General features: G+C 53.8%; 24 protein-coding genes and 1 pseudogene. 13 read left to right on the top strand and 12 right to left on the bottom strand.

Annotation, left to right across the window (positions count from 1 at the left end; genetic code table 11):
• From ACIF4X_RS10735 to acs, 6 genes and pseudogenes are all read right to left on the bottom strand, one after another.
• A pseudogene (locus tag ACIF4X_RS10735) lies at positions 1–119 on the bottom strand (histidine/lysine/arginine/ornithine ABC transporter ATP-binding protein); the annotation flags it as partial.
• A 27-nt stretch (positions 120–146) separates the two neighbouring features.
• Positions 147–1,259 carry a M14 family metallopeptidase gene (locus ACIF4X_RS10730; protein ID WP_397482086.1) on the bottom strand — a complete coding sequence of 371 codons (1,113 nt, stop codon included), beginning with the start codon at positions 1,257–1,259 and terminating at the stop codon, positions 147–149.
• 1 nt (position 1,260) lies between these two features.
• Positions 1,261–1,959 carry an ABC transporter permease gene (locus tag ACIF4X_RS10725; protein WP_007912703.1) on the bottom strand — a complete coding sequence of 233 codons (699 nt, stop codon included), beginning with the start codon at positions 1,957–1,959 and terminating at the stop codon, positions 1,261–1,263.
• Positions 1,956–2,645, bottom strand: coding sequence for an ABC transporter permease (locus tag ACIF4X_RS10720; protein ID WP_007912702.1), 690 nt, complete (start codon positions 2,643–2,645; stop codon positions 1,956–1,958). The genes ACIF4X_RS10725 and ACIF4X_RS10720 overlap by 4 nt, the downstream gene beginning before the upstream one ends.
• 91 nt (positions 2,646–2,736) lie before the next feature.
• Positions 2,737–3,510, bottom strand: a complete 774-nt coding sequence (locus tag ACIF4X_RS10715; protein ID WP_122598705.1) for an ABC transporter substrate-binding protein — start codon at positions 3,508–3,510, stop codon at positions 2,737–2,739.
• 711 nt (positions 3,511–4,221) lie between these two features.
• Complete coding sequence (gene acs, locus ACIF4X_RS10710) at positions 4,222–6,177, bottom strand: acetate--CoA ligase (RefSeq protein WP_034153332.1); 1,956 nt, start codon at positions 6,175–6,177, stop codon at positions 4,222–4,224.
• A gap of 452 nt (positions 6,178–6,629) precedes the next feature.
• Between acs and ACIF4X_RS10705 the strand changes: the two genes are divergently transcribed.
• The 6 genes from ACIF4X_RS10705 to ACIF4X_RS10680 all read left to right on the top strand — a co-directional run bounded on the left by ACIF4X_RS10705 (position 6,630) and on the right by ACIF4X_RS10680 (position 13,681).
• A complete protein-coding gene (locus tag ACIF4X_RS10705) occupies positions 6,630–6,890 on the top strand; it encodes a DUF2790 domain-containing protein (protein WP_397482085.1) in 261 nt (86 codons plus the stop codon).
• 542 nt (positions 6,891–7,432) lie between these two features.
• Positions 7,433–8,683: a ribonucleotide-diphosphate reductase subunit beta gene (locus tag ACIF4X_RS10700; RefSeq protein ID WP_397482084.1), complete on the top strand. Its 1,251-nt coding sequence runs from the start codon at positions 7,433–7,435 to the stop codon at positions 8,681–8,683.
• Between the two features lie 283 nt (positions 8,684–8,966).
• Positions 8,967–10,604: an ATP-binding protein gene (locus ACIF4X_RS10695; protein WP_397482083.1), complete on the top strand. Its 1,638-nt coding sequence runs from the start codon at positions 8,967–8,969 to the stop codon at positions 10,602–10,604.
• A gap of 2 nt (positions 10,605–10,606) precedes the next feature.
• A complete protein-coding gene (locus ACIF4X_RS10690; protein WP_397482082.1) occupies positions 10,607–11,422 on the top strand; it encodes an HNH endonuclease in 816 nt (271 codons plus the stop codon).
• The gene (locus ACIF4X_RS10685) at positions 11,419–13,236 is read left to right on the top strand and encodes a DEAD/DEAH box helicase (protein WP_397482081.1); all 1,818 of its coding nucleotides are present in this window, start codon (positions 11,419–11,421) and stop codon (positions 13,234–13,236) included. The genes ACIF4X_RS10690 and ACIF4X_RS10685 overlap by 4 nt, the downstream gene beginning before the upstream one ends.
• A gap of 1 nt (position 13,237) precedes the next feature.
• Positions 13,238–13,681 (top strand): EcoRII N-terminal effector-binding domain-containing protein, encoded by a 444-nt coding sequence (locus ACIF4X_RS10680; RefSeq protein WP_397482080.1) that lies wholly within the window; start codon positions 13,238–13,240, stop codon positions 13,679–13,681.
• A gap of 177 nt (positions 13,682–13,858) precedes the next feature.
• On the opposite strand, the gene ACIF4X_RS10675 is transcribed toward ACIF4X_RS10680, so the two are convergent.
• Together ACIF4X_RS10675 and dcm are read right to left on the bottom strand one after the other, a co-directional pair.
• Complete coding sequence (locus tag ACIF4X_RS10675; protein WP_397482079.1) at positions 13,859–14,317, bottom strand: very short patch repair endonuclease; 459 nt, start codon at positions 14,315–14,317, stop codon at positions 13,859–13,861.
• Positions 14,318–14,364: 47 nt separating this feature from the next.
• A complete protein-coding gene (dcm, locus tag ACIF4X_RS10670; RefSeq protein WP_397482078.1) occupies positions 14,365–15,795 on the bottom strand; it encodes a DNA (cytosine-5-)-methyltransferase in 1,431 nt (476 codons plus the stop codon).
• Between the two features lie 573 nt (positions 15,796–16,368).
• On the opposite strand from dcm, the gene ACIF4X_RS10665 reads away from it, so the two are divergent.
• Both ACIF4X_RS10665 and ACIF4X_RS10660 read left to right on the top strand, forming a co-directional pair.
• Complete coding sequence (locus ACIF4X_RS10665; protein ID WP_397482077.1) at positions 16,369–16,878, top strand: Bro-N domain-containing protein; 510 nt, start codon at positions 16,369–16,371, stop codon at positions 16,876–16,878.
• A 263-nt stretch (positions 16,879–17,141) separates the two neighbouring features.
• Positions 17,142–18,131 carry a hypothetical protein gene (locus ACIF4X_RS10660; protein WP_397482076.1) on the top strand — a complete coding sequence of 330 codons (990 nt, stop codon included), beginning with the start codon at positions 17,142–17,144 and terminating at the stop codon, positions 18,129–18,131.
• A 3-nt stretch (positions 18,132–18,134) separates the two neighbouring features.
• Here the strand turns inward: ACIF4X_RS10660 and ACIF4X_RS10655 are convergent, their stop codons facing one another.
• From ACIF4X_RS10655 to ACIF4X_RS10645, 3 genes are all read right to left on the bottom strand, one after another.
• Positions 18,135–19,325, bottom strand: a complete 1,191-nt coding sequence (locus ACIF4X_RS10655) for a hypothetical protein (RefSeq protein WP_397482075.1) — start codon at positions 19,323–19,325, stop codon at positions 18,135–18,137.
• Positions 19,326–19,410: 85 nt separating this feature from the next.
• On the bottom strand, positions 19,411–20,130 hold the full coding sequence (locus ACIF4X_RS10650; protein ID WP_397482074.1) for a DUF6933 domain-containing protein: 720 nt from the start codon (positions 20,128–20,130) through the stop codon (positions 19,411–19,413).
• Positions 20,131–20,207: 77 nt separating this feature from the next.
• Complete coding sequence (locus tag ACIF4X_RS10645) at positions 20,208–21,023, bottom strand: sulfite exporter TauE/SafE family protein (protein ID WP_397482073.1); 816 nt, start codon at positions 21,021–21,023, stop codon at positions 20,208–20,210.
• 112 nt (positions 21,024–21,135) lie between these two features.
• Between ACIF4X_RS10645 and ACIF4X_RS10640 the strand changes: the two genes are divergently transcribed.
• The 3 genes from ACIF4X_RS10640 to ACIF4X_RS10630 all read left to right on the top strand — a co-directional run bounded on the left by ACIF4X_RS10640 (position 21,136) and on the right by ACIF4X_RS10630 (position 22,606).
• Positions 21,136–21,903, top strand: a complete 768-nt coding sequence (locus tag ACIF4X_RS10640) for an AraC family transcriptional regulator (RefSeq protein ID WP_397482072.1) — start codon at positions 21,136–21,138, stop codon at positions 21,901–21,903.
• Positions 21,904–21,996: 93 nt separating this feature from the next.
• Positions 21,997–22,314 carry an XRE family transcriptional regulator gene (locus ACIF4X_RS10635; protein WP_397482071.1) on the top strand — a complete coding sequence of 106 codons (318 nt, stop codon included), beginning with the start codon at positions 21,997–21,999 and terminating at the stop codon, positions 22,312–22,314.
• Positions 22,315–22,324: 10 nt separating this feature from the next.
• On the top strand, positions 22,325–22,606 hold the full coding sequence (locus ACIF4X_RS10630) for a helix-turn-helix domain-containing protein (RefSeq protein WP_397482070.1): 282 nt from the start codon (positions 22,325–22,327) through the stop codon (positions 22,604–22,606).
• 21 nt (positions 22,607–22,627) lie between these two features.
• Here the strand turns inward: ACIF4X_RS10630 and ACIF4X_RS10625 are convergent, their stop codons facing one another.
• Positions 22,628–23,683, bottom strand: a complete 1,056-nt coding sequence (locus ACIF4X_RS10625) for an MBL fold metallo-hydrolase (RefSeq protein ID WP_397482069.1) — start codon at positions 23,681–23,683, stop codon at positions 22,628–22,630.
• A 215-nt stretch (positions 23,684–23,898) separates the two neighbouring features.
• Here ACIF4X_RS10625 and ACIF4X_RS10620 point away from each other — a divergent pair, with 215 nt between their 5' ends.
• Together ACIF4X_RS10620 and ACIF4X_RS10615 are read left to right on the top strand one after the other, a co-directional pair.
• Entirely contained in the window at positions 23,899–24,507 is a 609-nt protein-coding gene (locus ACIF4X_RS10620; RefSeq protein WP_397482068.1) for a TetR/AcrR family transcriptional regulator, read from the top strand.
• A 156-nt stretch (positions 24,508–24,663) separates the two neighbouring features.
• A complete protein-coding gene (locus ACIF4X_RS10615) occupies positions 24,664–25,731 on the top strand; it encodes a diguanylate cyclase (protein ID WP_397482098.1) in 1,068 nt (355 codons plus the stop codon).
• Positions 25,732–25,882: the final 151 nt, after the last annotated feature.

Below are 25,882 nucleotides of genomic sequence, written 5' to 3'. Positions count from 1 at the left end.
GAGCCACTGGAGCCGATGATGCTGATCACATCGCCGGCTGCCGCTTTCAGGGACACGCCCTTGAGCACTTCGTGACTGCCATAGCGTTTATGCAGGTCTTGGACTTCAAGTTTGTACATGCGGTCGGTTCTCACAAAAACAGTCAGTCAGTCGTTGAGCAAGCGCCCGTGACGCAGCGCTTCGCGCCCCGCCACCTTGGCCAGCCAGAAACCGGGTTGGGCATAACGCAGCCGTTCAATGGCAAACAGCACCCCGGAGGTACCAGCACACACCGTGCTGACCCGATCGGACAGAGGATCAATCACTTCAAAAATCTCGTCGCCGGCCTCGACCCATTCGCCGGGCTTGCGCAGAAAACTCACCACGCCTGGGTGCGGCGCGAGGAGCAATTCGGTGCCTTCGAATGGCATGCCTTCACAGGCTTCATGGGCCGGGTTCGGCCACTCGCCGGTGATCAAGCCCTGCTCCGCGAGGAACGCGAGAATACCTTCAGCATAGGCTTCGGCTTCAGCGCGACCGGTGTCGGCTTGGCCGCCCAGCTCAATCGTGGTCGCCAGACACGCCAGCGGAATCTGCGCATCGGGGAACTGCCGCGACAGTCGCAGCCACGGCAGCGAGCAGGCTTCATCGAACGAACTGCCGCCGGAATCTTCCGCGAGCAAACCCACGCGCACATTCAGGTGCGCGGCCAGCGAGCGCCACTGCGGCCAGTGCTGCGGCAACGCATACATGTGCAGCGCGGCTTCAGCATCGCAATGCAGATCGAGCACCACATCAGCGGTGCAAGCGTGGCTGAGCAATACGCGCTGCATGCCTTGCAACTGGCTGCTCGCCTCTGGCAATGCCGCCAAATGATCGGCCATGGCCTGACGAATCAGGCGCACATTGGCGTGCGGATCATCACCGAGGCTTTCAGCCAAAGCGGCCGCAACCGGCGCGCTCAGCTCGACGAAATCACGGTTGAAATTCTTGCCGCTACCCGCCTCGAAACGGCCCTGGTGATTGCCTTGCAGCAATTGCCCGAGACCCAACGGGTTGGCGACCGGCACCAGTTCGACGACACCGTTGAGCAAGCCTTTGGCTTCGAGTTCGCCGAGGCGCTTTTTCAGCTCCCAGGCGGTGCGCATGCCCGGCAATTCATCAGCATGGAGGCTGGCCTGAATGTAGGCCTTGCGCTCGCCGTGGCCGAAGCGGAAAACCGAAATCTTGCGCTCGCTGCCCAGGTGGCTCCACGGCAATACGTGGTCGATGCGTTCCATATCAATGCTTCCGCGGGGCCAGGTAGCTCAACCAGCGACGCTCGGCCAGTTTGAACAGTTTGACCAGAATGAACGTCAGGCACAGGTAGAACACGCCAGCGGTGATGTACGCCTCGAACGGCAGATAGAACTGCGCGTTGACGGTGCGCGCTGCGCCGGTGATGTCAATCAGCGTCACGATGGAGGCCAGACTGGTGGTCTGCAGCATCATGATCACTTCGTTGCTGTACTGCGGCAGTGCCCGGCGCAGGGCCGATGGCAGCAGGATGCGCTTGTACAGTTTGAAGCGCGACATGCCCATTGCCTTGGCCGCTTCGATCTCACCGTTCGGCGTGGCCTTGAGGCTGCCGGCGATGATCTCGGCGGTATAAGCGCTGGTGTTGACCGCAAACGCCAGACACGCACAGAACGTTGCGCTGGACAGCCACGGCCACAAGAAGCTTTCGCGTACTGCTTCGAACTGCGCCAGACCGTAGTAGATCAGGAACAGTTGCACCAGCATCGGCGTGCCACGGATCACATAGGTGTACAGCCACGCGGCGCCGTTGACGACCGGGTTCTTCGAGACGCGCATCAGGCCCAGCGGCAGTGCCGCGAGCAGACCGAAAAACAGCGACAGCGCGAGCAATTTAAGGGTGGTCAGCAGGCCGCCGAGGTACAGCGGCATCGCCTCCCAAATGACGTTGTAGTCGAAGATCATAGATCAGCCGCCCTTACGCCTACCGAGTAGCGCTTCTCAAGTTGACGCAGGATCAGCAACGAAACACTGGTGATCACCAGGTACATCGCCGCCACTGCGAGGAAGAAGGTGAAAGGCTCGCGGGTGGCATCTGCCGCCTGCTTGGCCTTGAACATCATGTCTTGCAGACCGACCACGGAAATCAGCGCGGTGGCCTTGGTCAGTACCAGCCAGTTGTTGGTGAAGCCAGGAATCGCCAGACGAATCATCTGCGGCACCATCACCCGGAAGAACACCTGAAAACTGCTCATGCCGTATGCCATGCCCGCTTCGGCCTGACCTTTGGGGATCGCCATGAACGCGCCACGGAAGGTTTCCGACAGGTACGCACCGAAGATGAAACCGAGGGTGCCGATACCGGCGGCCAGCGGGTTCAGGTCGATGTAGTCGTCGTAGCCGAGCATCGGCGCCACGCGGTTGAGCAAGTCCTGACCGCCGTAAAAAATCAGCAGGATCAGCACCAGATCGGGAATCCCGCGGATCACCGTGGAATACAGATCGCCCAGCCAGGCCAGCCAGCGCACCGGCGACAGGCGCAACGCGACACCGATCAGCCCGAGAACGATGGCCAGAGCCATGGACGACAAGGCGAGCTGAAGCGTCAGCCATGCGCCATCGAGGATGACAGCCCCGTAGCCTTTCAACATGATTCAGGTCCTCGAAAGTTGGGATGAAAAAATGGCGCAAACCGCAGAGATCCTGTTGCTTGCGCCATTTCGGACTTGTCGCAGAGACGTGTTACTTGCCGTAGATATCGAAGGCGAAGTACTTGTCCTGGATTGCTTTGTATTTGCCGTTTTCGCGGATGGCCGCGATGGCAGCGTTGATCTTGTCTTTCAGGGCGTCGCCCTTACGCACTGCGATACCCACGCCGTCGCCGAAGTATTTGACGTCGGTGAATGCCGGGCCTGCAAACGCGAAGCCTTTGCCGGCGTCGGTGTTCAGGAAACCGTCTTGCAGCAGGGTGGCGTCAGCCACGGTACCGTCGAGGCGACCGGCGGCCACGTCGAGGTAGATTTCGTTCTGCGAGCCGTACGGCTTGATCTCGGCACCCAGTGGCGCCAGGACTTCGCGGGCGAAACGCTCATGGATCGAACCACGTTGTACGCCGATGTTCTTGCCCTTCAGCTCAGCCAGACCTTCGCTGACCTGAGTGCCGGCCTTCATGACCAGACGTGCCGGGGTGTTGTAGTACTTGTTGGTGAAGTCGACCGACTTCTTGCGGTCTTCGGTGATCGACATCGACGACAGGATCGCGTCGATCTTGCGCACTTTCAGTGCAGGGATCAGACCGTCGAACTCTTGCTCGACCCACACACACTTGACCTGCATCTGCTCGCACAGCGCGTTGCCGATGTCGTAGTCGAAACCAACGATGCTGCCATCCGGCGCTTTCGAGGCGAACGGAGGGTAAGCCGCTTCGATACCGATCTTCAGAGGTTTTTCGTCAGCGAAGGCATTCAGCGACAGCACGGACAGTGCCAGGGCGCCAAGCAGCACAAGTTTCTTCATCTCGGGACTCCATCGGTAAAGGGCAAAAACGGCAGAGTGAGCGACAGCCCAATATGCGAATGGGTGAATCGGGAAATCGGTTGCCGCATCGGTGGGAAATTTCCCATTGAAACCGTCAGAGATTTCAACGTCAGCCACGATGAGCGAGTGATCGGCATTCTAACGACAGGCCGGAAGCCGATATTTCTTCAATGCGACAACTAATTACAGATGCACAGAGAAAGCGACTTTGGCACATTGACAGCCTTGCAATTTCATGCAAGAGCGAAAGACAGTGAACCGATCTATGCTGCAAATTGCGGGCCTATTATTCGCAAACCCTTCTAATCCGGCAAGCGCAGCGTTGTGTCTTATTTTTCACCGGAGCTTTCGAGGCTCTAAAACGGGGCAATGCGTTTCCCTTCGCCCCGCTCCAGGGCGGACGGTTACACATTCGGTTACGTGGAAAGCAGCGGGTAACAGTGGGAAAGGTCTTACGGGGGAGATCGATAATTATTGGTTGAGTCGCTGATCGTTCCCACGCTCCGCGTGGGAATGCCTCCCTCGACGCTCTGCGTCGGCTTCTGGGACGCAGAGCGTCCCTTGCTGCATTCCCACGCGGAGCGTGGGAACGATCAATGAAGCCAGCCCAGCCACCACAAAACCTGCAGACACAAAAAAGCCCCGTCCGGCATACACCGGACAGGGCTTTCTTCTTTTCAGAGCGGCTACTTAAGCAACATTCATGGTCTTGTGCGTATCAATCAAATGCTGCACCACACCCGGATCCGCCAGGGTCGAGATATCCCCCAAGCCGTCATATTCCGCCGTGGCAATCTTGCGCAGAATGCGGCGCATGATCTTGCCCGAGCGTGTCTTCGGCAGCCCCGGCGCCCACTGAATCACGTCCGGTGAAGCAATTGGCCCGATCTCCTTGCGCACCCAGTTCTTCAGCTCCAGACGCAGCTGCTCGGTCGGCTCTTCACCATTCTTCAACGTGACATAGACATAAATGCCCTGCCCCTTGATGTCATGCGGCACCCCCACCACCGCCGCCTCAGCGACTTTCGGATGCGCAACCATCGCGCTCTCGATCTCGGCCGTACCCATACGGTGGCCGGACACGTTGAGCACGTCATCGACACGCCCGGTGATCCAGTAATAACCATCGGCATCACGACGCGCGCCGTCACCGGTGAAATACATGCCACGGAACGTCTTGAAGTAGGTATCGACGAAACGATCATGGTCGCCATACAACGTACGCGCCTGACCTGGCCACGAATCGAGAATCACCAGATTGCCCTCAGCCTCGCCCTCGATGATGTTACCGAGGTTGTCGACCAGTGCCGGCACCACACCAAAGAACGGACGTGCCGCCGAACCCGGTTTCAGCGCGTGCGCACCCGGCAGCGGGCTCATCATGTTGCCGCCGGTCTCGGTCTGCCACCAGGTATCGACGATCGGGCAACGCGACTTGCCGACATTCTTGTAGTACCAGTCCCAGGCTTCCGGGTTGATCGGCTCGCCAACCGAACCGAGCAGACGCAAGCTGCTGCCATCAGCGCCCTCAACCGCTGCCTGACCCGAGGCCATCATCGCGCGGATCGCCGTCGGTGCGGTGTAGAGGATGTTGACCTTGTGCTTGTCGACGATCTTCGCCACCCGGGTGATGTCCGGATAGTTCGGCACGCCTTCGAACAGCAGCGTGGTCGCGCCATTGGCCAGCGGGCCGTAGACGATGTAGCTGTGGCCGGTGACCCAGCCGACGTCGGCGGTGCACCAGTAAACTTCGCCCGGACGGTAATCGAAAACGCGCTCGTGGGTCATCGCCGCATACAACAGATAACCGCCAGTGGTGTGCTGCACGCCCTTCGGTTTGCCGGTCGAACCGGAGGTATAAAGGATGAACAGCGCTTCTTCAGCGCCCATCTCTTTCGGCGCGCAAACGGTGCCCGCCACTTTCATCAGGTCTTCGTACCAGATGTCGCGATGCTGGTTCCACTTGATGTCGCCACCGGTGCGCTTGCAGACGATGACTTTCTGGATGCTGCTGGTTTCCGGGTTGGTCAGCGCGTCGTCGACGTTGGCCTTGAGGGAAATCTTCTTGCCGGCGCGAATACCCTCGTCAGCGGTGATCACCACTTTCGATTTGCAGTCGATGATGCGACCGGCCAGGGCTTCCGGCGAGAAACCACCGAACACCACCGAGTGAATCGCGCCGATCCGGGTGCAGGCCAGCATGGCGACCACGGCTTCGGGAATCATCGGCATATAAATGGTCACCACGTCGCCGCGGTGTACGTCCTGACCACGCAGGGCGTTGGCCAGTTTGCACACTTGCTCGTGCAGTTCGCGGTAGGTGATGTTGCGGCTCTCGGAAGGATCGTCGCCTTCCCAGATGATCGCGACTTGATCGCCGCGCTCGGCCAGATGACGGTCGAGGCAGTTGTAGGAAACGTTCAGGGTGCCGTCGGCAAACCACTTGATGTCGACATGGTGATCGTCGAACGACGTCTGTTTCACCGTGGTGAAAGGCTTGATCCAGTCGAGACGCTGAGCTTGCTCGCGCCAGAAGCCGTCAGGGTTGACGACCGACTGCTGGTACATGGCTTTGTAGGTCGCCTCGTCAGTCAGCGTGTTAGCCAGAACCTCGGGACGAACGGGATACAGAGAAGCCGCACTCATCTTTCCTACCTCGGTGTAATAGTTGTTTTTGTATGACCCTGTTGTAACGGGGCGGGGGCCATAGAACCATTCGACGATGGTAGTAACAAGCCCTCGCCCACCCACGGTGGCCCGTGTAGGAGCTGCCGAAGGCTGCGATCTTTTGATCTTGCCTCTAAAAATCAAAGTCAAAAGATCGCAGCCTTCGGCAGCTCCTACAGGGGGATTGAGGTGGTTTCGGGGGGGATTGTTACCAAATATGTGAAAAGTGTTTATCAAAACCCGCTCTGTTTACCCCCGCCCCACCTCCCTAGAATTCACCTCGCCGACAAGGCAAACGCGATTAACAACGTTACAGCCCCCACGAAGGCCGTTAATCCAGCTCTCAAGTAATAACCGCAAACGATGAAGTTACACACGCAACCCCATAAAGGTTGCGTGACCCCACTCGACCTCAAAAAGGTAAATTTGAAATGAAAGCTTTATTGGTTCTGGCCCTCAGCAGTCTGTGTGCAACCGCCATGGCAAACGAAGGCCCGACTGATGTCGCACAGCAACAACCGGTTGTTGAGGAATACACTTACTCCACACACCTGGACATCGCCAAAGTTGTTTCCATGAGCGAAGTTCCGAATGTCTGCGAAGTGGTTCCAGCCAAAATGGAATACGACGACTCCAAAGGTCAGCGCCACATTCTGCGTTACAGCGTGATGGGCAACGGCTGCACCAATTGATGATTCGAGACTGCACCGAATTGGACTTCTCAGCGCTTCATTGAGGGTCGATTCCAGCCCGACTTCGGTCGGGCTCAGTTGTGTTTGAAGCCGGCAAAAATGCTTGCAAAACACTAGATGTAGTGAAAAACCGGTTTTTTTGTTCGTTTTTTGAGCAAATCGACAATTGCGAGATTTTTACGAAAAAAAATCTTCCCCCGGCAAAGCCCTGTAAACCCTCACTCTCATCGAAAAACCACCCTCCTCGACCGCTCCATGCGCGGATTCGCCTCAGCACAGCCGTGTTTTTTTCCCTATAATGCCGCCCCATACGGGTCAGCAATATTCCCTTACAGGGAGCAAAAGCCATTCTGAAGCCCCGCAGCAGCGTTCAACGCTGATTGCGCCCATCAGAGGCTCTCGGAACCCGTCAAAATTTCTGTTTATTTGCCTGCGTGCATCGCTGCAAAAAACGACATCCAACGCGGTCTGTACGACCGTGTGAAAAACCAACCAATCAGGTTTCACACGGGCACAGGCCCTCACGCAGGAGACGACACGTCATGCTGAGCTGGGACGAATTCGACAAAGAAGACAGTGAAGTAGCAGCAGTGAAAGGCGCCAACGCCGGCCACGCTACTGAAGCCAACATGGACCGCCTCGACAACGCTGGCGGTGCCGCCGCGATCGAAGCTCGCGCCGTGACCGCCGACGACTCGGCCGCTGTCGCCCGCGCCAAGGCTGCACTGAACTCCCTCGACGTCGCCGAAGGCCTCGCCGAACTCGAAGGCGCCTCCGCCCGTGTCGCCGTTGACGAAAAGCGCATGATCAACTGCCGCGCCGACCTCAACCAACTCGTGCCATTCAAGTACGACTGGGCCTGGCAGAAGTACCTGGACGGTTGCGCAAACCACTGGATGCCGCAAGAAGTCAACATGACCGCCGACATCGCCCTCTGGAAAGACCCGGAAGGCCTGCCCGACGACGAGCGCCGCATCGTCATGCGCAACCTCGGCTTCTTCTCCACCGCCGACTCCCTGGTTGCCAACAACCTGGTCCTGGCCGTGTACCGCCTGATCACCAACCCGGAATGCCGCCAGTACATCCTGCGCCAGGCTTTCGAAGAAGCGATCCACACCCACGCCTACCAGTACTGCATCGAATCGCTGGCCATGGATGAAGGCGAAATCTTCAACATGTACCACGAGATCCCATCGGTCGCGAAGAAAGCAGCGTGGGGCCTGAAATACACCCGTTCGATCTCCGATCCGAAGTTCGAAACCGGCACCCCAGACACCGACAAAGAACTGCTGCGCAACCTGATCGCCTACTACTGCGTTCTGGAAGGCATCTTCTTCTACTGCGGCTTCACCCAAATCCTCTCCATGGGCCGCCGCAACAAAATGACCGGCGTCGCCGAGCAGTTCCAATACATCCTGCGCGACGAATCCATGCACCTGAACTTCGGCATCGACGTGATCAACCAGATCAAAATCGAAAACCCGCATTTGTGGGATGCCGAAATGAAGGAAGAAGCGACCCAGATGATTCTGCAGGGTACGCAGCTGGAGATCGAATACGCGCGTGACACCATGCCTCGCGGCGTACTGGGCATGAACGCGGCGATGATGGAGGACTACCTGAAGTTCATCGCTAACCGTCGTTTGTCGCAGATTGGTTTGAAAGAGGAATATCCAGGGACGACTAACCCGTTCCCTTGGATGAGCGAGATTATGGACTTGAAGAAAGAGAAGAATTTCTTTGAGACGAGAGTTATTGAGTATCAGACTGGTGGTGCGCTTAGCTGGGATTAATGTGCGCATAGCCTAGATCACGGCGCCGAATAAATCAGGCGACAGAGACCAAAAAGCCCCGGACGTATTCGGGGCTTTTTTTTGCCCAAGATACGGATGCGGCAAGGTTTTTAGCGCCCCCTTGTACTGAGCCTAGGCGGCGTGTGCGTCCCAAACAGAATAAATATTTTGGGTTCGCGTGATGGCTAAAAGACATTTACTATTATGGATCGTAAGCTTTGGCTCCAGCGTTTTTTGTCCAATGAAGCGGGCAGATAAAAACACCTGAAAGAAGGAATTTAGGATGAGCGTTCCACACGATCTACTCAACGAGCCCGATGCGGAGCGGCTTATTTTTGGCCTCCGAGACACTGGATACAATGTAAGGACTGCAACGGCTGACATAATCGATAACTCAATTGCAGCCAATGCAGACCTAATCAACGTAGAAATCAGCCTCAGAAGTGACGGCCGTAAGCTCGTGTACTTTGGCGATAACGGCGACGGAATGGATGCCGCCGGGATCCGCCAAGCAATGCGATATGGAGCACCGGAACGACAAAACTTACAGAGTTTGGGAAAATTTGGCCTAGGGTTGAAAACAGCATCGAGTTCTGTTTGCCTAAAATTCACTTTGATTTCAAGAAAAGCTTCGGATCAAGAACTGGTGAAGCTGACTTGGGACTTAGATCATGTCGCCCAACAACAGCGTTGGGAAATGTTACGTGAACCAGTATCCGAAGATGAAAGAGAAATTTTCGAAGAATTATGTGGAGTTAAAGGTACTCTCGTAATTTGGGAAAAATGCGACAGAATCCTTACAAAAGATTATGAACCAGGCGGTACAAAGGAAAAGGCCGCTATAAATCGACTTGCTGAAACTCTTTCTCGCCACCTATCCCTCGTTTACCATCGGTTCCTTGATAAAACTGATAAGCGCGAGCGTGACATCAACATAGTAATTAACCAAACGCCTATTACGCCTTGGAATCCATTCTATCCTGCTCGTGCCGAGCAAGTCCTTCAAGAACAAAAACAAACACTGCATGTTGAATTACCCGACGGCTCGGAAAGAACCGCAACTATTCGAGCATGGATACTTCCACATCGCAGCGATATGGAAAAAGAAGAAGAGAAAACCCATGCGAGAATTTCCAACCGCGCGCAAGGATTTTATGTTTATCGAGAGGGACGACTAATCCAGGATGGAAGTTGGATGGAAGTTTTCGGAGCCCCTGAACCTCACACATCGCTACTCCGTATAGAATTCGACTTCACTCATGAACTTGACGATGTATTTCGCATTGACGTGAAAAAATCTAGAATTCTTTTCCATCCTGACCTGGAAGATGGGTTACGAGTTCTTCTACAGCCAATTTATCGCGAAGCTGGAAGACGCTACCGTAGACAAAGTAGAGACAACGCAAACACAAACAACATTGATCACACTAGTGCAAACAAGAACATTGCAGAAACAACTAACGCCAGCAAACCACATGTAACATCCGTAGATCAAGACACCCAGTCCGCTACCATATCAAATAATATGGGAGCCAAAATAAAGTTAAGACTTGCAATCCAGAGCAATGTTAGCCCTGACACTATTCACGTGGACGCTGTTGAAAACATCACCAATGGTGAACTCTGGCAACCAGCTTTTCGAAGCGCAGGGGAAAGCGGATATGTTCCAGCAGTGCTCTTAAACAAACACCATGACTTTTATCAAAAAATATACTTGAGAGCAGCCGCAAATGGATTCGCAGTAGAAGGCATGGACTTACTTCTGTGGGCGTTCGCGGTAGCCGAGCAAAACAACACTAACGAGGAACTCGAACCGATCTTTGAAGACATTCGAAATGAAATCTCTAACAATCTTCGTAAGCTCTTGAGAAACGTACCAGACCCAGACCCAAGCGAACTAAACCAAACAGATGAACATTGAAAATGATTTCAGCCAAAACTGATTTAATTCTAAATGAACTAGCCGAGGGGACTGGTGCAGCAATCTCAGGCCATATTGATAGAAGTGGTGTGCAATCTGGTTTAAAAATTTGGTTCGCTGACCTAGATGAACACCACGGCCCAATTGCCGAGCTACGCCCCTATGGACTTAAAGGACACCGTGTAGAACTAACCTTCGGCCGCTACTCAAAATCCACTATTAATCAAATAAAGTCAGCATCTCTGGAAGATGTCCAATTAGCACGAGCCTTAATCTCGTCAATTGACAAGAACATAAAACTGGACATTTCCGAAGGAGACTCCGACTGGTTCGTTAAAGACGGGTCGTTCAGAATTACCGCCACAGTACGTGAGTTACATGACCCACACGACGACAATGTGATAATTGGTACTTGTCGCAACGTAATCGTACCAGTGATGGCTGCTATGGCAGAGCTCATTGGATATGACGTCATAGAGGAGACTTGCGAAGATATACCTGCTTTTGAAGGAGCGATCCTTCAATCTTTGGTAAATCGCCGAGAACGCAATCCGCGAAACAGGCTACTTTGCATCCGGATACATGGAGATAAATGTAAGGCTTGCGGACTGGAACCAAGCTTAGTTTACGGCGTAGCAGGATCTATCATTGAAGTGCATCACATTGAGCCGGTAGGACTGCTAGAAAACCCTAGACCATATGATCCCCGTATAGACTTAGTCCCACTTTGCCCAAACTGCCATCGTGCTGTCCACACTAGGCGCCCCATACCAATAGGTATAGATGAGCTAATGGCTTTGGTAGGGAAAGGATCATGATTACTCCCACAGACCTCCCTGAAAAATTTGAAGACATTGATTCTGCCTCTACTAGAGATTTCCTTTTATCAGAACGGCTAATCGACCCAATTATCGTTCTAGACCGACAAGAACAAAAAATCGTTGCGCGACTAGGTGCTGTTCGCGTGATAAATTCAATAAAGACAGTTTATTTACCACTGACAAATCAGCACACATGGATAGTTGATGGAAAAACAATAAGACCCATTCCCCACGACTCCCCGCACTTGTTCAACGATTTATTACAGGGATTTGACCCCGACGACCTTCCTTTCAAGGAAGCGGTGAGACTGCTGCGAGATACAAACGCATCCATTTCAATAGAACCTTCTGATCTTTTCCTAAAGTCAGGGAAAATTGAAGCAGATGAGTTAAGTGACAACATCGAGGTACCTGGCTTAACTGCTACGCTTTTCCCCTATCAAGCCAGAGGGGTTCAATGGATGCATCGAACACTCGGTCACACCGGAGGATTAATTCTCGCTGATGAGATGGGCTTGGGAAAAACCATTCAGATCATCGCTTTACTACTATTAAACCCTCCAAAGAAAGACTCTCCAGCACTAGTAGTTTGCCCAACTAGCCTAATTGAGAACTGGGTTCGAGAGTTCTCAAATTTCGCAAAAACCATTGAAGTTTTAGTACACAGAGGTCCGAACCGATGCGGCACGTATCGAGGCCTTCAAATAGCAAACGTTATAATCACAACTTACGATACACTTGTTAATGACATATCCATATTCACATCTCTCGAATGGTCATGGGTTATTTGTGACGAGGCCCAAGCGATAAAGAATCCAGACTCTAACCGACGGCAAGCTATTCAAAGTATCAGGCGAAAAAATTCGATCCCAATGACAGGGACTCCAGTGGAAAACTCCCTCGTTGATCTTTGGTCATTAGCTGACTTTGCTGTACCAGGGCTATTAGGATCTCGCAGTGAATTTGATAACACTTATCCAGATACGATCGAGTCGGCCAAGTCATTATCGGCCATTACGGATCAAATCATTTTAAAGCGCACAGTTCGCGATGTTGCAAGCGATCTTCCTGAAAGAATAAACATTGATATCCCGCTAGAGTTAGATGAAATACTTATCGATCACTACTTACAAGTTCGGCAGCAAACCCTCGAAAAATACCCTATTGCCGGCGCATTAGTAGCAACTCTACAGCTTCAATTAGTTTGTGCACATCCTTGGCTCCGACTACCACACGACTCCAAAGATGAAGAAGAGAATGCAGAGATCACATTCAAAGGCGCGTCCCCATTAATAACACCAAAAATGGAACGCGCAATCTTACTATTGCGCGAGGCATTCTTTAATGGTAAGAAAGTTTTGATTTTCGCATTATTCAATCGAATTGGAGATTTGCTTAAACAAGCTTTTACCGACTTCCCCGAGGCATACTGGGGGGCGATAAATGGCTCTACTCCGCAGAGTGCGCGCCAGCCAATAATTGACGAATTTTCAAACCATACCGGCCCCGGTTGCTTGGTGTTAAATCCGAAGGCTGCTGGTGCGGGTTTGAACATTACCGCAGCTACAATTGTTATCCACTTCACCCCTGTATGGAATCCAGCGCTGGAAGCACAAGCCAGTGCTCGGGCTCATCGTCGCGGGCAAAAAAACCCAGTTACAGTTTATCGTCTGTTCTATAGAGATACTGTCGAAGAAATAATGATTGCAAGATCTCTTTGGAAAAGTGATTTGGCGAATGAGAGCATTCACCCTCTCAAACAGAATGCAACTGACCTTCAAAGGGCTTTAGAAATATCGCCAAGGAAATAGAATGAAAAAAATATTTAACAAATGCTTAAGCGCAAATGACGTAGGAGCCACAGGAGGGCATCAGGGTGGGATCTTAATTCCTAAAACGGAAGTAGAATTTCTTGAATTCCTACCAACTCTAGATTCCACTATAAAAAATCCAGACGCTTGGATAGAGTGTGTAGATGATAAGGGAATTCCACGCCGATTTCGATTCGTTTACTACAACAACCGTTTACATGACCCGCAAGGCACACGAAATGAATATCGTGTCACATACATGACAAGTTACTTCCGTGAAATCGGCGCATCAGAAGGTGATACTTTTGAAATAAGCAGAAACGATGGCGACTCACATTACAAAATCAGAATAATATCTCGCAGCGTGGCACCGGTTGCACCCTCCTCCCCAGAGGATGGGCCTATCAGAATCAAAATAAAATCGAGTTGGAATAGACTCCACTAAAGCGGCTAATAAAAATATACCGACCTAAATCTGCCGCACATTTAAAACCTAGGTCGGTATTCTTCACAACCTTAATGCCACTTGGCTAATCGATAATCCAAGACTCCCCTACACCCTTAGCATCTGAACCACAGCAGCTAAAACCTAAATCTCTACTACTCAGCATTGAGACACAAGTTACTTTTTAGTTCGCGGCGCTATTTCTGGCCACACCATAAAGTTCAACTCAGATCCAATTAACGCCACTATTTCCTGCATATCGTCTACCAAAATATTCAGACCGCATTCCCATACAATGAGTACCCGCCAGCCTTTCAATATCAGCTGACTTATATGGCGCCCATCTCTTTCCACATTCCCTGCGAATTTTTTTTGCCAAAATTCCGGCCTAGTGGTGGGTACAGACGCATAAAAACAATCTTCATGTCTATGCCAAAAACATCCATGTACAAAAACCGCAAGCCTATAAGAAGCAAGAACCAGATCGGGATTACCTGGAAGGTCTTTGCGATGAATTCTGTAACGAAAGCCTCTCCTATGAAGGTATCGCCGAAGGATCAACTCAGGCTTAGTATTTTTCCCCTTTATACCGCTCATCATGCGAGAGCGGGTAGCGGCATCTACAGTATCTGTCATATCAAAGCGCCTTATGGATTAGAAAATACGCTTCGACACTAACTAATCTAGCTCACTCCCGTTTCTGAATTAATCATGGCGCGGCCTAGCTTTTCCTTCGCCTCCAAAATTCTACTTTTCATAAGCTTTGCAACAGCTTCAAAAACCGGAACAGCTACTGAATTACCAAATTGACGATACGCTTGAGTGTCCGATACAGGAATTACAAACTTACTCTCCCCAGGCTTATCAAACCCCATAAGGCGAGAGCACTCATGTGGAGTTAGCCGACGCGGACGACAGTGCTGATTTAACTCACTATTGAAGTCCATTGTTTCCACAAACCCACGGTCAACAAGAATTTCCGAGCCATCCTTGTGATATCTCGCAGAGAGTGTGCGTGCCACGTCGTTTGAACGGGTCAGGCCGAAACCAAATCCGTTACCCTTCTCACGATGCTTCGCGGCGTAACGATAGAGATAGTCCCAAAGCTTGGGCGTGAGTATGTATTTTTCATCCACATGTTTGTCGAGCAAATCACCAAAGCTAGGCGTTTGCTTCGGTATCAATTTTTTAATGTCACGTAGAGTGAAGCCTTGGTGGACATTCAGATCACGGCGAAAACCAACCAGCACGATCCGCTCACGATGCTGGGGTACAAAGTGTTTGGCATCTATAACCTTCGGATCTGAACCTTTTGGCGCATTTACATCTGCAACCTCATATCCCAATTCATACAATGTTTCGCAGATGATCCGGAAAGTATTACCTTTGTCGTGACTTTTAAGGTTTTTCACGTTTTCAAGTAAAAATGCTGCTGGCCTTTTAGCCGCGATTATTCTGGCCACGTCGAAAAAGAGTGTGCCTTGTGTATCACATTCGAAACCATGCTTACGCCCCAAGGAATTCTTCTTGGAAACACCCGCTAGTGAAAATGGCTGGCAGGGAAAACCTGCCAAGAGGACATCATGATCTGGAATTTTGCGATCAATGTTCCTGTAGGCTTCCTCATCACTGATTTCAGGTTTATCTGAAAGGGTGATCGTTCGAATATCCAGATTGAACCGGTGACGGTCTGGATCGCAGTAATGGTTTGCTTTATAGGTTTTGACTGCGTACTTATTCCACTCAGATGTGAAAAGACATTCGCCACCAATGGCTTCAAATCCCTTTCGTATACCGCCAATGCCTGCAAAGAGATCAATGAAGGTGAAGGAGGGGTTGTCATTCAAACGCTTGGGTAGCAGAGCTTCCATGCGCGTGAATTCAAGATAGTTGAATCCCGGAGAAGCTTTCCCCTTCACCCAGCGATTGATAGTTTCTCTGCACCACCGGGTCGGGCTGACACCGTTGAGAATTTCGGCGAGCTGCCCCTGATCGTAGATCTCTAGCAACTTGTGCAGTAGCGCAAGATCAATGGCTGGTTGAGTTTCAGATTCATAGGGAGCAGAGGTTGTTTCGCTCAAGGATTCAAACAACGGTGTTTCAAAAAGATTCATGAGCCCGAAATTCCTCTGGGTCAAAGCTGTGACGAATGGTCACCATTCTATCCCGCGGAATTTCAAAGTAAATGAAATTTCCTGGATTCCGTGAGATGAGACTTGGCGACACGGATACGGGAGCTGCGGGATTCGATGGCAATCGAGTACTGGATATAAACACAGCATAATTTACTCTGTGTCTTTGTCCAGGTTTCCTTTCGCCTCATTACCAGTAGGAAAAGTCGCTGGTTGACGACCATCCCTGATGCCCCTACCCTCAGCTCCGAGCCTAAGAAACTCTACAAACCAGAGCGGTTTTCCGCACCCGATAGTCATGCGGCTTTTTTTCGTCTGCGGTTTCCCTACGTCTGCGAAAAATCCCGTTATGTCGGGAGTGGGCGAATACAAGACCCGAAAGGGGAATATGTCCGGCCCGTCTCTGGTGGGTTTCTTAGCTCCCGACACCCTAACGAATGCCCTAAGAAAGCAGCCAGAGGTAAATGGAAATGCCTGGATATCAAACCTTCATGATGAAGGTGAATCGCTGTACCCATAGAACGCCCTCGTCGCTTCCGACTCCGGAGGCCCGCCATGTCTGAGCCACTTTTGCCGACTCGATTTACTCGCAACAAAACACACCTGCATGCCGTTCTGGTGGAGAACCAGGCGTGGTTCTGTGTCCATGAGCTGGGCCGATTGATGGGCAAACATCTTGATGAGCGCCAGCTACGCAAACTCGATGCTGATCAGCGTCAGTTGATGTGGGTAGAGCTTTTCGGCGAAACCGAAGAACAGTGGATGGTAAGTGAGTCCGGCGTGTACGCCTTGCTGATCTATCACTACTGTCCTGAGTACCGACAGCTTCGTGAGTGGGTGACGCTTCAGGTTGTGCCAACGCTGCGTGATGCTCGACCGTCGCGATCTGTGGAGCGTCCGACGTTGAGTGTTTTAAGTTGGCCGCAGATGTCGCTGAGTACGTTGCACTGGCAGGATGAGCCGTGGATTCGCTTGCGGGATATGCCTTGTATGTTGGCGAATGATCCGTTTAATCGTCATGAGTCCTGGTGGCGCAAGGCTTCACGATTGTTGCGTGGAGGCTGATGGTTTCAGAATCCGCTGTTTGAGTTTTCAAGCAGCGGATTTTTGTGTCTCCAAATGCTTGGGGCTGCTTCGTAGCCCAGCGGGAGCAAGCTCCCTCGCCACAGGGTGATGCGTGGCCTGCGATGTCGGTGTGAGGATTGATGCCGAGAATCCCCAGCAGGCTGGCCCCCACAAATCCCGCATCATCCTGAAAACAATCAGTGCAACCCGCGCCGCCTCCCGCTATTAATACCCCACCCCCACTCAAGGATCCGAGCCCCACCATGAAATTCGATCTCGCCTACTGCCTCAGCCTCGACGACAAGTTGTCGATCTATGATGTTCGCGATCTCAATTTCGATGAGACGGTGGCGTTTGACTCTGCGAAGGAACATTTCCAGTGCCCCAACGATGCCTGTCGTTCGGCGTTCGAGGCTTCCAACGAGTTGGGTACGTTCAACGCCAAGAACGTGAATTACGTGCGCACGCCGCACTTCAAGAATCTGCCGACTACGCAGCATGTGGCGGGTTGTCCGTATGTGAGTTTGAAGGCTTCAGCGTCTGGCGTTGAGACGGCGGATGGCGAGGTGGATGACGGGCGTGAGGAACACTTCCCATCAGAGTTGTTGCTGACCCGGCGTGAGTATGTGCGCAAGCCTGTCGCGCCAGCGGGGGCGGCGGATGTGTTGCGTGATGATCCGGTGCGGGTGGCGGCGGACGGTGGTAAAGAGTCGGCGGGGCGTGAGTCGGCGCCGGACAAGACCAGTGTGTTTGCGCATCCGGTGGAGTGTTTTGTTTCCAACTTCGCGGACAAGGAGTTGCTTAAGCGGATGCCGTTGAAGGTCGGCGAGCATTCGGGGCCGTACAGTTCGTTCTTCAAGAAGATCGAGTATCTGACGGACAACAAGGGGCTGATTTACTGGGGGCGAATCAAGAAGATCGAGGACTTCCACAGTGGTGCCAGTTTTCGCATCGATTTCGTAGAGAAGGTCTGGTTCAAGAAGCCCGAGGACAGTAAGAAGAAGCCGTATCCGGTCAGCGTTTATCTGAACAAGAAGCTGATCGACAACTACCGCAAGCGTAAGGCGTTTCTGGAAGAGATCAAGCATGCGGTGGATAGCGACAAGGCGTTGTTCTGTTTCTTCTATGGGGTGACGCCGGAGTTGAAGCAGGTGCCCGGCAAGAAGAACCCCGAAAAGCCTTTCGAGGTCTTCAATGCCAATATCGAGAACCTGGATCACTTCATTATTCGTGAGGCGCCGGGCCTGGAGTGACGGTTAGCCTTGGGGTAGTTGTAGGTTGACGGCGCCGGGGTGTTGTTTGACGACGGAGTACGGCAGGATCGACCAGTCAGGACTGTCGCAAGAGCGTTGCACGCGAGCGAAGTAGGCGCCGAGGTACAAGCCCTTCTCGGTGAAGTACCAAGGTGAAGTGCCCCAGATGCTCTCATCCTGGAAGTTGCAGTCGTCATCTCCCGTCGGTTTCTTCATTTCTGTGGGGTACAGGGCGGTGAATTGCTTGATTACCCAAGGTACCAACTCTTTGCTTACGTACTGATAACGCGCGTCACTTTCGGTCTTGCTCAGAGGCTTATCGCCCAGGCTGTCGCGCTCGGCATGCAAAATCGGCGTGCCCTTACCTACCCAAAAGACATCTTCGAGTGACAATGGGTGGCCAGTTTTTACATCAATGTTGAGGGGTGAATCGCCAAAATCAGGATGCGCGCCGCCGCAGTAATAGCTGGTTGAGATGTTCAGGCTGACCACGGCTGGCGAGATCATTTTCGGTTCTGCCTGCTGCATGAACTCCACGTTCTCCCCGCCCTGTGATTGGCAGCCGTGATAGCTGATGACTTCATTCCAGAGGCGCCCGAGCAACTGCTGGTTAACCCGTTGCTGATCATCTTTCGACAATCCGGACTCCACGCTGAAGAGCGAAATCTTTGTCTCAGGCTCGGTCCACCATTGCAGGTCGTAGCCCATGAAGTTTTCTTTCTTCGCCGGTTTGAGCTTGAGTCCCTGCAGGCGCAAATACTCGTAAGGCTCGCCGTATGGCAGTGCGGCAATGAAAGGTAAAGTTGCTGAGGTGGGCGCGGTAAGTTTGGCCTCGGTGAGGTTCACCGGCAGTTTCTTGCCCTTCGGACTTTGCCACTCGCCCTGCCAGCCGTTGCCGGTTTCTTCCAGTCTCAAGGTCGGCAGCGGCTTGTCGTCACCGTAGCGGTTATTGCCTTCAACAAGGTTCAACGTGCTGTCTTGTAGCGAGCCGCTGAGCGCCAGGTCGCGATGATATTTCTCGTAGAAATAGCGGCCGGTGACTTCGTCCGGCTGTGTGGTGTTGAGTTCAACAACAATCGCCGTCTTGCCCAATGTGCCGGTAAATACGCGCCGGCCATCTTCGGCATGGGCAGTGGAAATCAGTGTGAACAGCGCCGCGGCATATGGCGCCAGGCGCATCAGTCCCTTGAGCATGAATCAATCCTTGAAGGAGTCGGAGAACGCGTCGGCACACAGGCGCCGGCGCTAAAAATACGCTGCGGATTATGGCCGGCGCCGCTTAACTATTCGAGTTTTCTTGCTCGTACTTTTCAAGCCAGGCTTCGTGCTCGAGGGCTGCTATTTCCCGAGCCATTTGTTGGCGACGTTCCTTGGCAGCATGAAGCTGGACGTCATCAAGAAAGCAGTAATGACGCAGCCAGTGAAGCGCCATTTCCTCATCCGGAAAGTAGTAGGACTTGGCGCCCTTGCTGTTCCTGGGCGTGTCATTCATTTGCTCGTCAAATACCATCGCTGTGATTTCATCCGGTGGCAAAGAACCCGTATGGGCGACCTTGTCCTGGAAAATCCATGCAATCTCATCAATGTGTTTTTGCGCGCTGCGATGACTACGCCGATAGAACCGTTGATGCTCACAAGTCTGTTTCAGCCGCGCCAACATCAACTCCGGGTTAAGCCACTGCCCGAGGTCATGATGATGGGCGTTGATCACTATCCCCTTGACCCAACGATCCACAAATCGATCAACAAATTCTTCTGTGTCAGCCTTTTTCGCATCAGCGAAAATCAGGCAATAACGGGTCTGGACGTGAATGACCAGTAACACATGCTTGCGTTGTACCGTTATCGCGTGCACCAGCCACTGCTCGTCAGCGCCGCTCAGCTCATCATCTTCAATGATTGCGGACGGCGGATTAGCGTCCACCGGCGTGATCTTTTTGCCTTTGTGAACACGACTGAAAAACTTACTGGCGGCTTCGGTGCAATTGAAGATCAACATCCTGGTTCTCTGGTCATTGCTGGAGGACAACGCTCGGTCATCGATTTTGATTTCTTCCGCTGTCGCCTGGCAATGGTTCATTTAAGCGAAATGCACAGCAGCACAATAATCAGCAACCCGATATAGACCCAGGCATGCACCCGATCCGGAATCCGCCCAATCCATGGCGCGGCCAAGCGAATCCCGATGAGCGAGCCCACTGTCAGCACCGCAAACGCCAGCAAATCCACATACCCGACAAACCACGCGCCCAGGTCAGCCTGACTGAACCCGGCCAACGCCATGTACGTCAGCGTCCCGGCCAATGCCACCGGCACACTCAACGGATTGGCCATGGACGTCGCTTGCGACATGCTCAAGCCACAACGGCGCAACAGCGGCACGGTCATGACGCTGCCTCCTACACCGAGAAACGTCGCGATGGCGCCGATGCCTACACCGCCTGCGGAAGTTTCCATAGCGCCAAGTCGGCGTGGGATGACGTCTGCGTTTTGCGTGAGGAATCCGCGTCGCAGCAGGCAATCGACAATGGTCACGCCGAGGTAGCCGATGAATGCGTAGCGAATCACGTCGCCGCTGACCCAAACCGCCGCTATTGCGCCAACGACCGCACCCACTCCGATAAACCCACCCAACGGCCACAGGTAATGGCGGATGAGGTTGCCGGCGCGGCGATGTTTGTCGGTGGCGATCAGGGCGTTGACGATCATCACGCAGGTCGAAGTGGCGACCGCGATGTGCATTGCCGATTGGCCGATCGGGTCATCGGCGCCGTGGCTGGCGGTGAGCAGGCGATACAGCAGCGGCACCACGACGAAGCCGCCGCCGAAGCCGAAGAGCACGGCGGTGATGCCGGTCAGGCAGCCGAAGAGGGTCAGCAGTAAATAGAACATGTCGGGGCGTCCGTGGAAGAAGAGCGGTCGACGATAGAGCCGCATGGCTTGGCCTGCTTCAGCAAGTCAGCCAATAATGTTTGCGTTTACGCCAACCACCGGGAAACGCCTGATGCGCAATGTTTCGATCAATCTGCTGGATGACACGCCGCGCGCGGTGGTGGCGATCGGTACGGATTATTCCCACGGTCACTTGCTGCCTTTTCACACGCATCGACGGGCGCAATTGTTGTATGGCGCGACCGGTGTGATGCAGGTCAGCACCCATGACGGCAACTGGGTGGTGCCGCCGCAGCGCGCGGTGTGGATTCCGCCGGGGGTGGCGCACGAGGTGTTGATGCTCGGGGTCAGTACTCGCAGTGTGTACATCGAACCGGGCGCAGTGGATCTGGGGGAGCGCTGCCAGGTAATCAGCGTGTCACCGTTGATGCGGCATTTGCTGATGGAGGCGGTGGAAGTACCGCTGACCTATGACCTCGGCGGGCGCGATGGTGTGTTGATCGATCTGTTGCTGCATGAACTGGCGCGCAGTGCGCCGCTGCCATTGCACATCCCGCTACCGACTGACGGAAAGCTCCTCTCTCTGTGTCAGACCTTTCTGCATCAGCCGTACGCCCACCAATCACCACAGCAGTGGGCCGACCAATTACACATAAGCTTGCGCACCTTCAACAGACTTTTCCGTCAGCAGACCGGGCTGAGTTTCAGGCAATGGCGGCAGCAGGCCTGCGTGGTTCTGGCGCTGGCGCGCTTGGCCTCGGGTGAAGCGGTGACGCGCATCGCGCTGGACTTCGGTTATGAGAGCCCGGCGGCGTTCTCGACGATGTTCCGGCGGATCCTCGGCCAGGCACCGTCCGTCTGGTTGGAGGCGGCGAATTAGGGCAAATCAAAAAATGCGTTTGATCCCGGCCGAAAACAACTGTACAAAAACACAGTACATTTTCAATCAGCACTCTTGAGCCCGGAGCACACCATGGCCTCTCTTGCGATGAACCACATCCTCGAACGCATTGCCCTTTTCCAGTTCACCCCGACGCACTGCGTCCAGGCCCGAGCGATGTTGGGCTGGAGCGTGGAACAGCTATCGCGGGAGGCTGAGGTTTCGGTGGAAGACATTCAACGCTTTGAAGCGCAGCAGGATGTCGCGGATGCGGCGCGACTGGCGCTGGCTTATCGGTTTGAGGCGCAGGGGATGGTGTTCTTTCCCGGGTTTGCGCCGGGGCGTAGTGCGAGTGTTCAGGGTGTGTCGTCGGAAGCGGTGGGCCGTGGGGATTTTGCGATGGCTGAGTAAGGATAAAAACATGAGCGAGATCGAAGAAAGCACTGGCAATGTTTATCAAGATTTAGATCTTGAGCGTGCAAGCGAGATGCTGATCAAGTCCGAGTACGCGACAAAATTGATCTCGCTCATCGAGTCCAGCGACGTGAGCGAATCTGAGGCTGCACAAAGACTGGGAATACCTCTCGAGAACCTGCAGCAATTACTTCGTGGAAAATTTCGAGAAGTGTCGGTTACTACTATGGCTGATTACAGCCGTAAGATTTCAGGGCTTGTTTCTGGAGCAACCGGTTCGCCCCCTTAGGCGCGAACCGTCCTCATCTGATCAGGCGCTCTGCACCACCGCCTCACCCTCCCCTTCAACCGCCAACCACCACGCCTCACCGCGTTGCGGTTGAGCGATGTTAAACGCCTCACCCATCTGCGGCGTGGTAATCGAAACACTGCGTTCCCACGCCAGTGCCAGAATTCGGTCGAACGGTTCGTGCCAGGCGTGCATGGCCAGGTCGAAGGTGCCGTTGTGGATCGGGAAGAGCCAGCGGCCCTTGAGGTCGATGTGCGCTTGCAAGGTTTCTTCTGGCTGCATGTGCACGTGTGGCCATTCGACGTTGTAGGCGCCGGTTTCCATCAGGGTCAGGTCGAACGGGCCGTATTGTTCGCCGATGCGTTTGAAGCCGTCGAAGTAGCCGCTGTCGCCGCTGAAGAAGATTCGGGTGTCGCCGTCGATCATCACCCAGGACGCCCACAGGGAGCTGTTGCCATCGAACAGGCCACGGCCAGAAAAGTGCTGCGACGGTGTGGCGACGAAGCGGATGCCGGCAATCTCGGCGCCCTGCCACCAATCGTACTGGCGGACTTTGCTGGCATCGATGCCCCATTTGATCAGGGTGTCGCCGACGCCCAACGGGGTCAGGAACAGGTTGGTCTTGGCCGCCAGCCTGAGCACGGCCTGGTAATCGAGGTGGTCGTAATGGTTGTGCGACAGGATTACCGCTTCGATCGGTGGCAACTGGTCGATGCTGATCGGCGGCTGGTGGAAGCGTTTCGGACCGGCCCACTGCACCGGCGATGCGCGCTCGGCGAAGACCGGGTCGGTGATGAAGAATTTGTCGCGCAGCTTCAACAGCAAGGTCGAGTGACCGAGGCGATAGACACTGTGGTTTGGCGCCGCCAATAACGCTTCGCGGGTCAACGCTTGCACCGGGATCGGCGCGGCGGGCCGAGTATTGCGGGGTTTATGGAAAATCATGTTCCACATGATCCGCAGCATTTTGCGCACGCCTTCGCGCTGCACCGGTGCGTGATTGCGAAACAGCCCCTGATTCTGCCGCGAGGCTTCAGGCGTGGATGTGTTATCCGGGATCGAAACTGGATTGGCCATGACTGAATGACTCCAGAAAAACCGTGTAATTCACGGTTTTCCGCGGTGGGACGATAAATGGCCAAGGCTGCACGCATAGGCCGAACTGTCTGGTTTTTAGGCTGCGAGGATTAACGCAACATTACACTGATCGGTGTAGTTTCTAGGTTGCATCAAAGCGGATGACAAGTAAACTGCCAAGTGTAATTTCATCTTTTCTCTGCCGAAGCGTACTTATGACAGTTCCACTGCGACTCACCGACCGTAAACGCGAAGCCATTATTCAGGCGGCGATTGCCGAATTCCGGGCCAACGGTTTCGAGGTCACCAGCATGGACAAAATCGCGGCCACCGCCGGTGTATCGAAGCGCACGGTCTACAACCATTTCCCCAGCAAAGAAGAGCTGTTTGCCGAAATTCTCAACCAGTTGTGGGCACGAATCAGCGCCGAGCAATCCGTCGTCTATAACCGTGATCAGCCAATGCGGGAGCAATTACGGCAGATGCTTCAGGCCAAAGTGCAGTTGATGGCCGACGAGAATTTCCTGACCCTGGCCCGAGTGGCAATTGCCGCCACCATTCACTCGCCGGAACGCGCGCAGAATATGGTCGAGCGCATGGGCGAGCGCGAAGAAGGCCTGACCGTGTGGATTCGCGCTGCGCAGGCCGACGGCCGATTGAAACCGGTCGACCCGGAGTTTGCCGCCCATCAAGTACAAGGCTTGCTCAAGACCTTTGGCTTCTGGCCGCAGATGTCGATGGGCCGCGCTGCCCTCGATGTCGACATGCAAAACACCGTCGCCGAATCGGCGCTGGAGATGTTTCTGGCCTGCTATCAGCTCTAGATCGCTCTTCTCCTGCGCGAGCCACCGATTAAATGGCTTGGAAGGACACTGATTATTCCCGTTGGAATAAATGACAATGTCCGACAATCGACCGACGAACGGTTAGCCTGAGAAAATACTGCAAAGTATTTCAGGATGAATTTCGCGCAGGGCATCATGGAAAACCAACGCGGCAAAGGCTTGTCATTCGCACGACGTATTTACTTGCCCAGAGCCATTGGTCTGGGCGTGGGATTCTTCAGCGTCGCTGCGGCGCTGTTTCCGCTGAACATACCCGGCTGGCTGTGGGCGCTGTTGTTGTTCAACGGTTTCGCCTGGCCGCATTTGGCCTATCAAATCTCCACGCGTTCGGCGTTTCCGTATCAGGCTGAACGGCGCAACTTGCTATACGACTCGATGTTTGGTGGACTCTGGGCGGCGTGCTTTCAGTTCAACCCACTGACCACCGTGACCATCCTGTCGATGATGACCATGAACAACGTCGCCGCCGGCGGCCAACGCCTGTTCGTGTTCGGCGCCCTCGCGCAACTCGCCGGTGTACTGCTGGGCTGGGCGATTTTCGGTGTCAAATTCAGTCTGACGATGACCCAAACGCAAGTTTGGGCCTGCCTGCCGATGCTCACCCTGTATCCGTTGGCACTGGGCATGGTCTGTTATCGCCTGGCGATCAAACTCTCTCAACACAAACGCGCACTGAGCGCCCTCAGCCGTACCGACAGCCTCACCGGCCTGGTCAACCATGGCGCCTGGAAAGACCTGCTGCACCTGAAATTCAACCAGTGCCGCCAACACAACAGCCAAGCCACGCTGGCATTGATCGACATCGACCATTTCAAGGAGATCAACGACAGCTTCGGGCACATCGTCGGGGATGAGGTGCTGCGGCAATTGAGTAAAGAGCTCAAGCGCCTGCTGGATCAGTACGAATTGGCCGGGCGCTACGGCGGTGACGAGTTCTGCGTGATCCTGCCGACACTGCCACTGCACAAGGCCGAAGCCCTGATGGAGCAATTGCGCGAGGCATTGCAGCAGTATCGTCATCCGCACGTGCCAGCGTTGCGAGTGGGCCTGAGTATCGGTTTGGCGCGCTATCAATCCTTGTACAAGGACGCACTGGACTGGCTGGACGATGCCGACAAAGCGCTCTACACCGCTAAACACACGGGGCGCAACACCATCAGCGTAGCCTTGAGCCGTGCCGCGGCGGACAACGCAAGCGCCTAAAAAGTTATACAAAATTACAAATAATTACTTTCTTGTACAAGTTTATGAAGTTTTGTATAAGTAGCCATCTGCCAGCTATGGAATGCTGGCATTGAGCAGTCATTGCCGAATGCCGTCCGCGCATTCGGTCTGCCGGCGCGGAAATAGGGAC

Origin of the sequence: Pseudomonas sp. NPDC085632, assembly GCF_044541255.1 — a bacterium.
Taxonomy (GTDB): domain Bacteria; phylum Pseudomonadota; class Gammaproteobacteria; order Pseudomonadales; family Pseudomonadaceae; genus Aquipseudomonas.
Note: the sequence above shows the minus strand (reverse complement) of the source record. Positions and strands in the feature narration are given on the sequence as shown.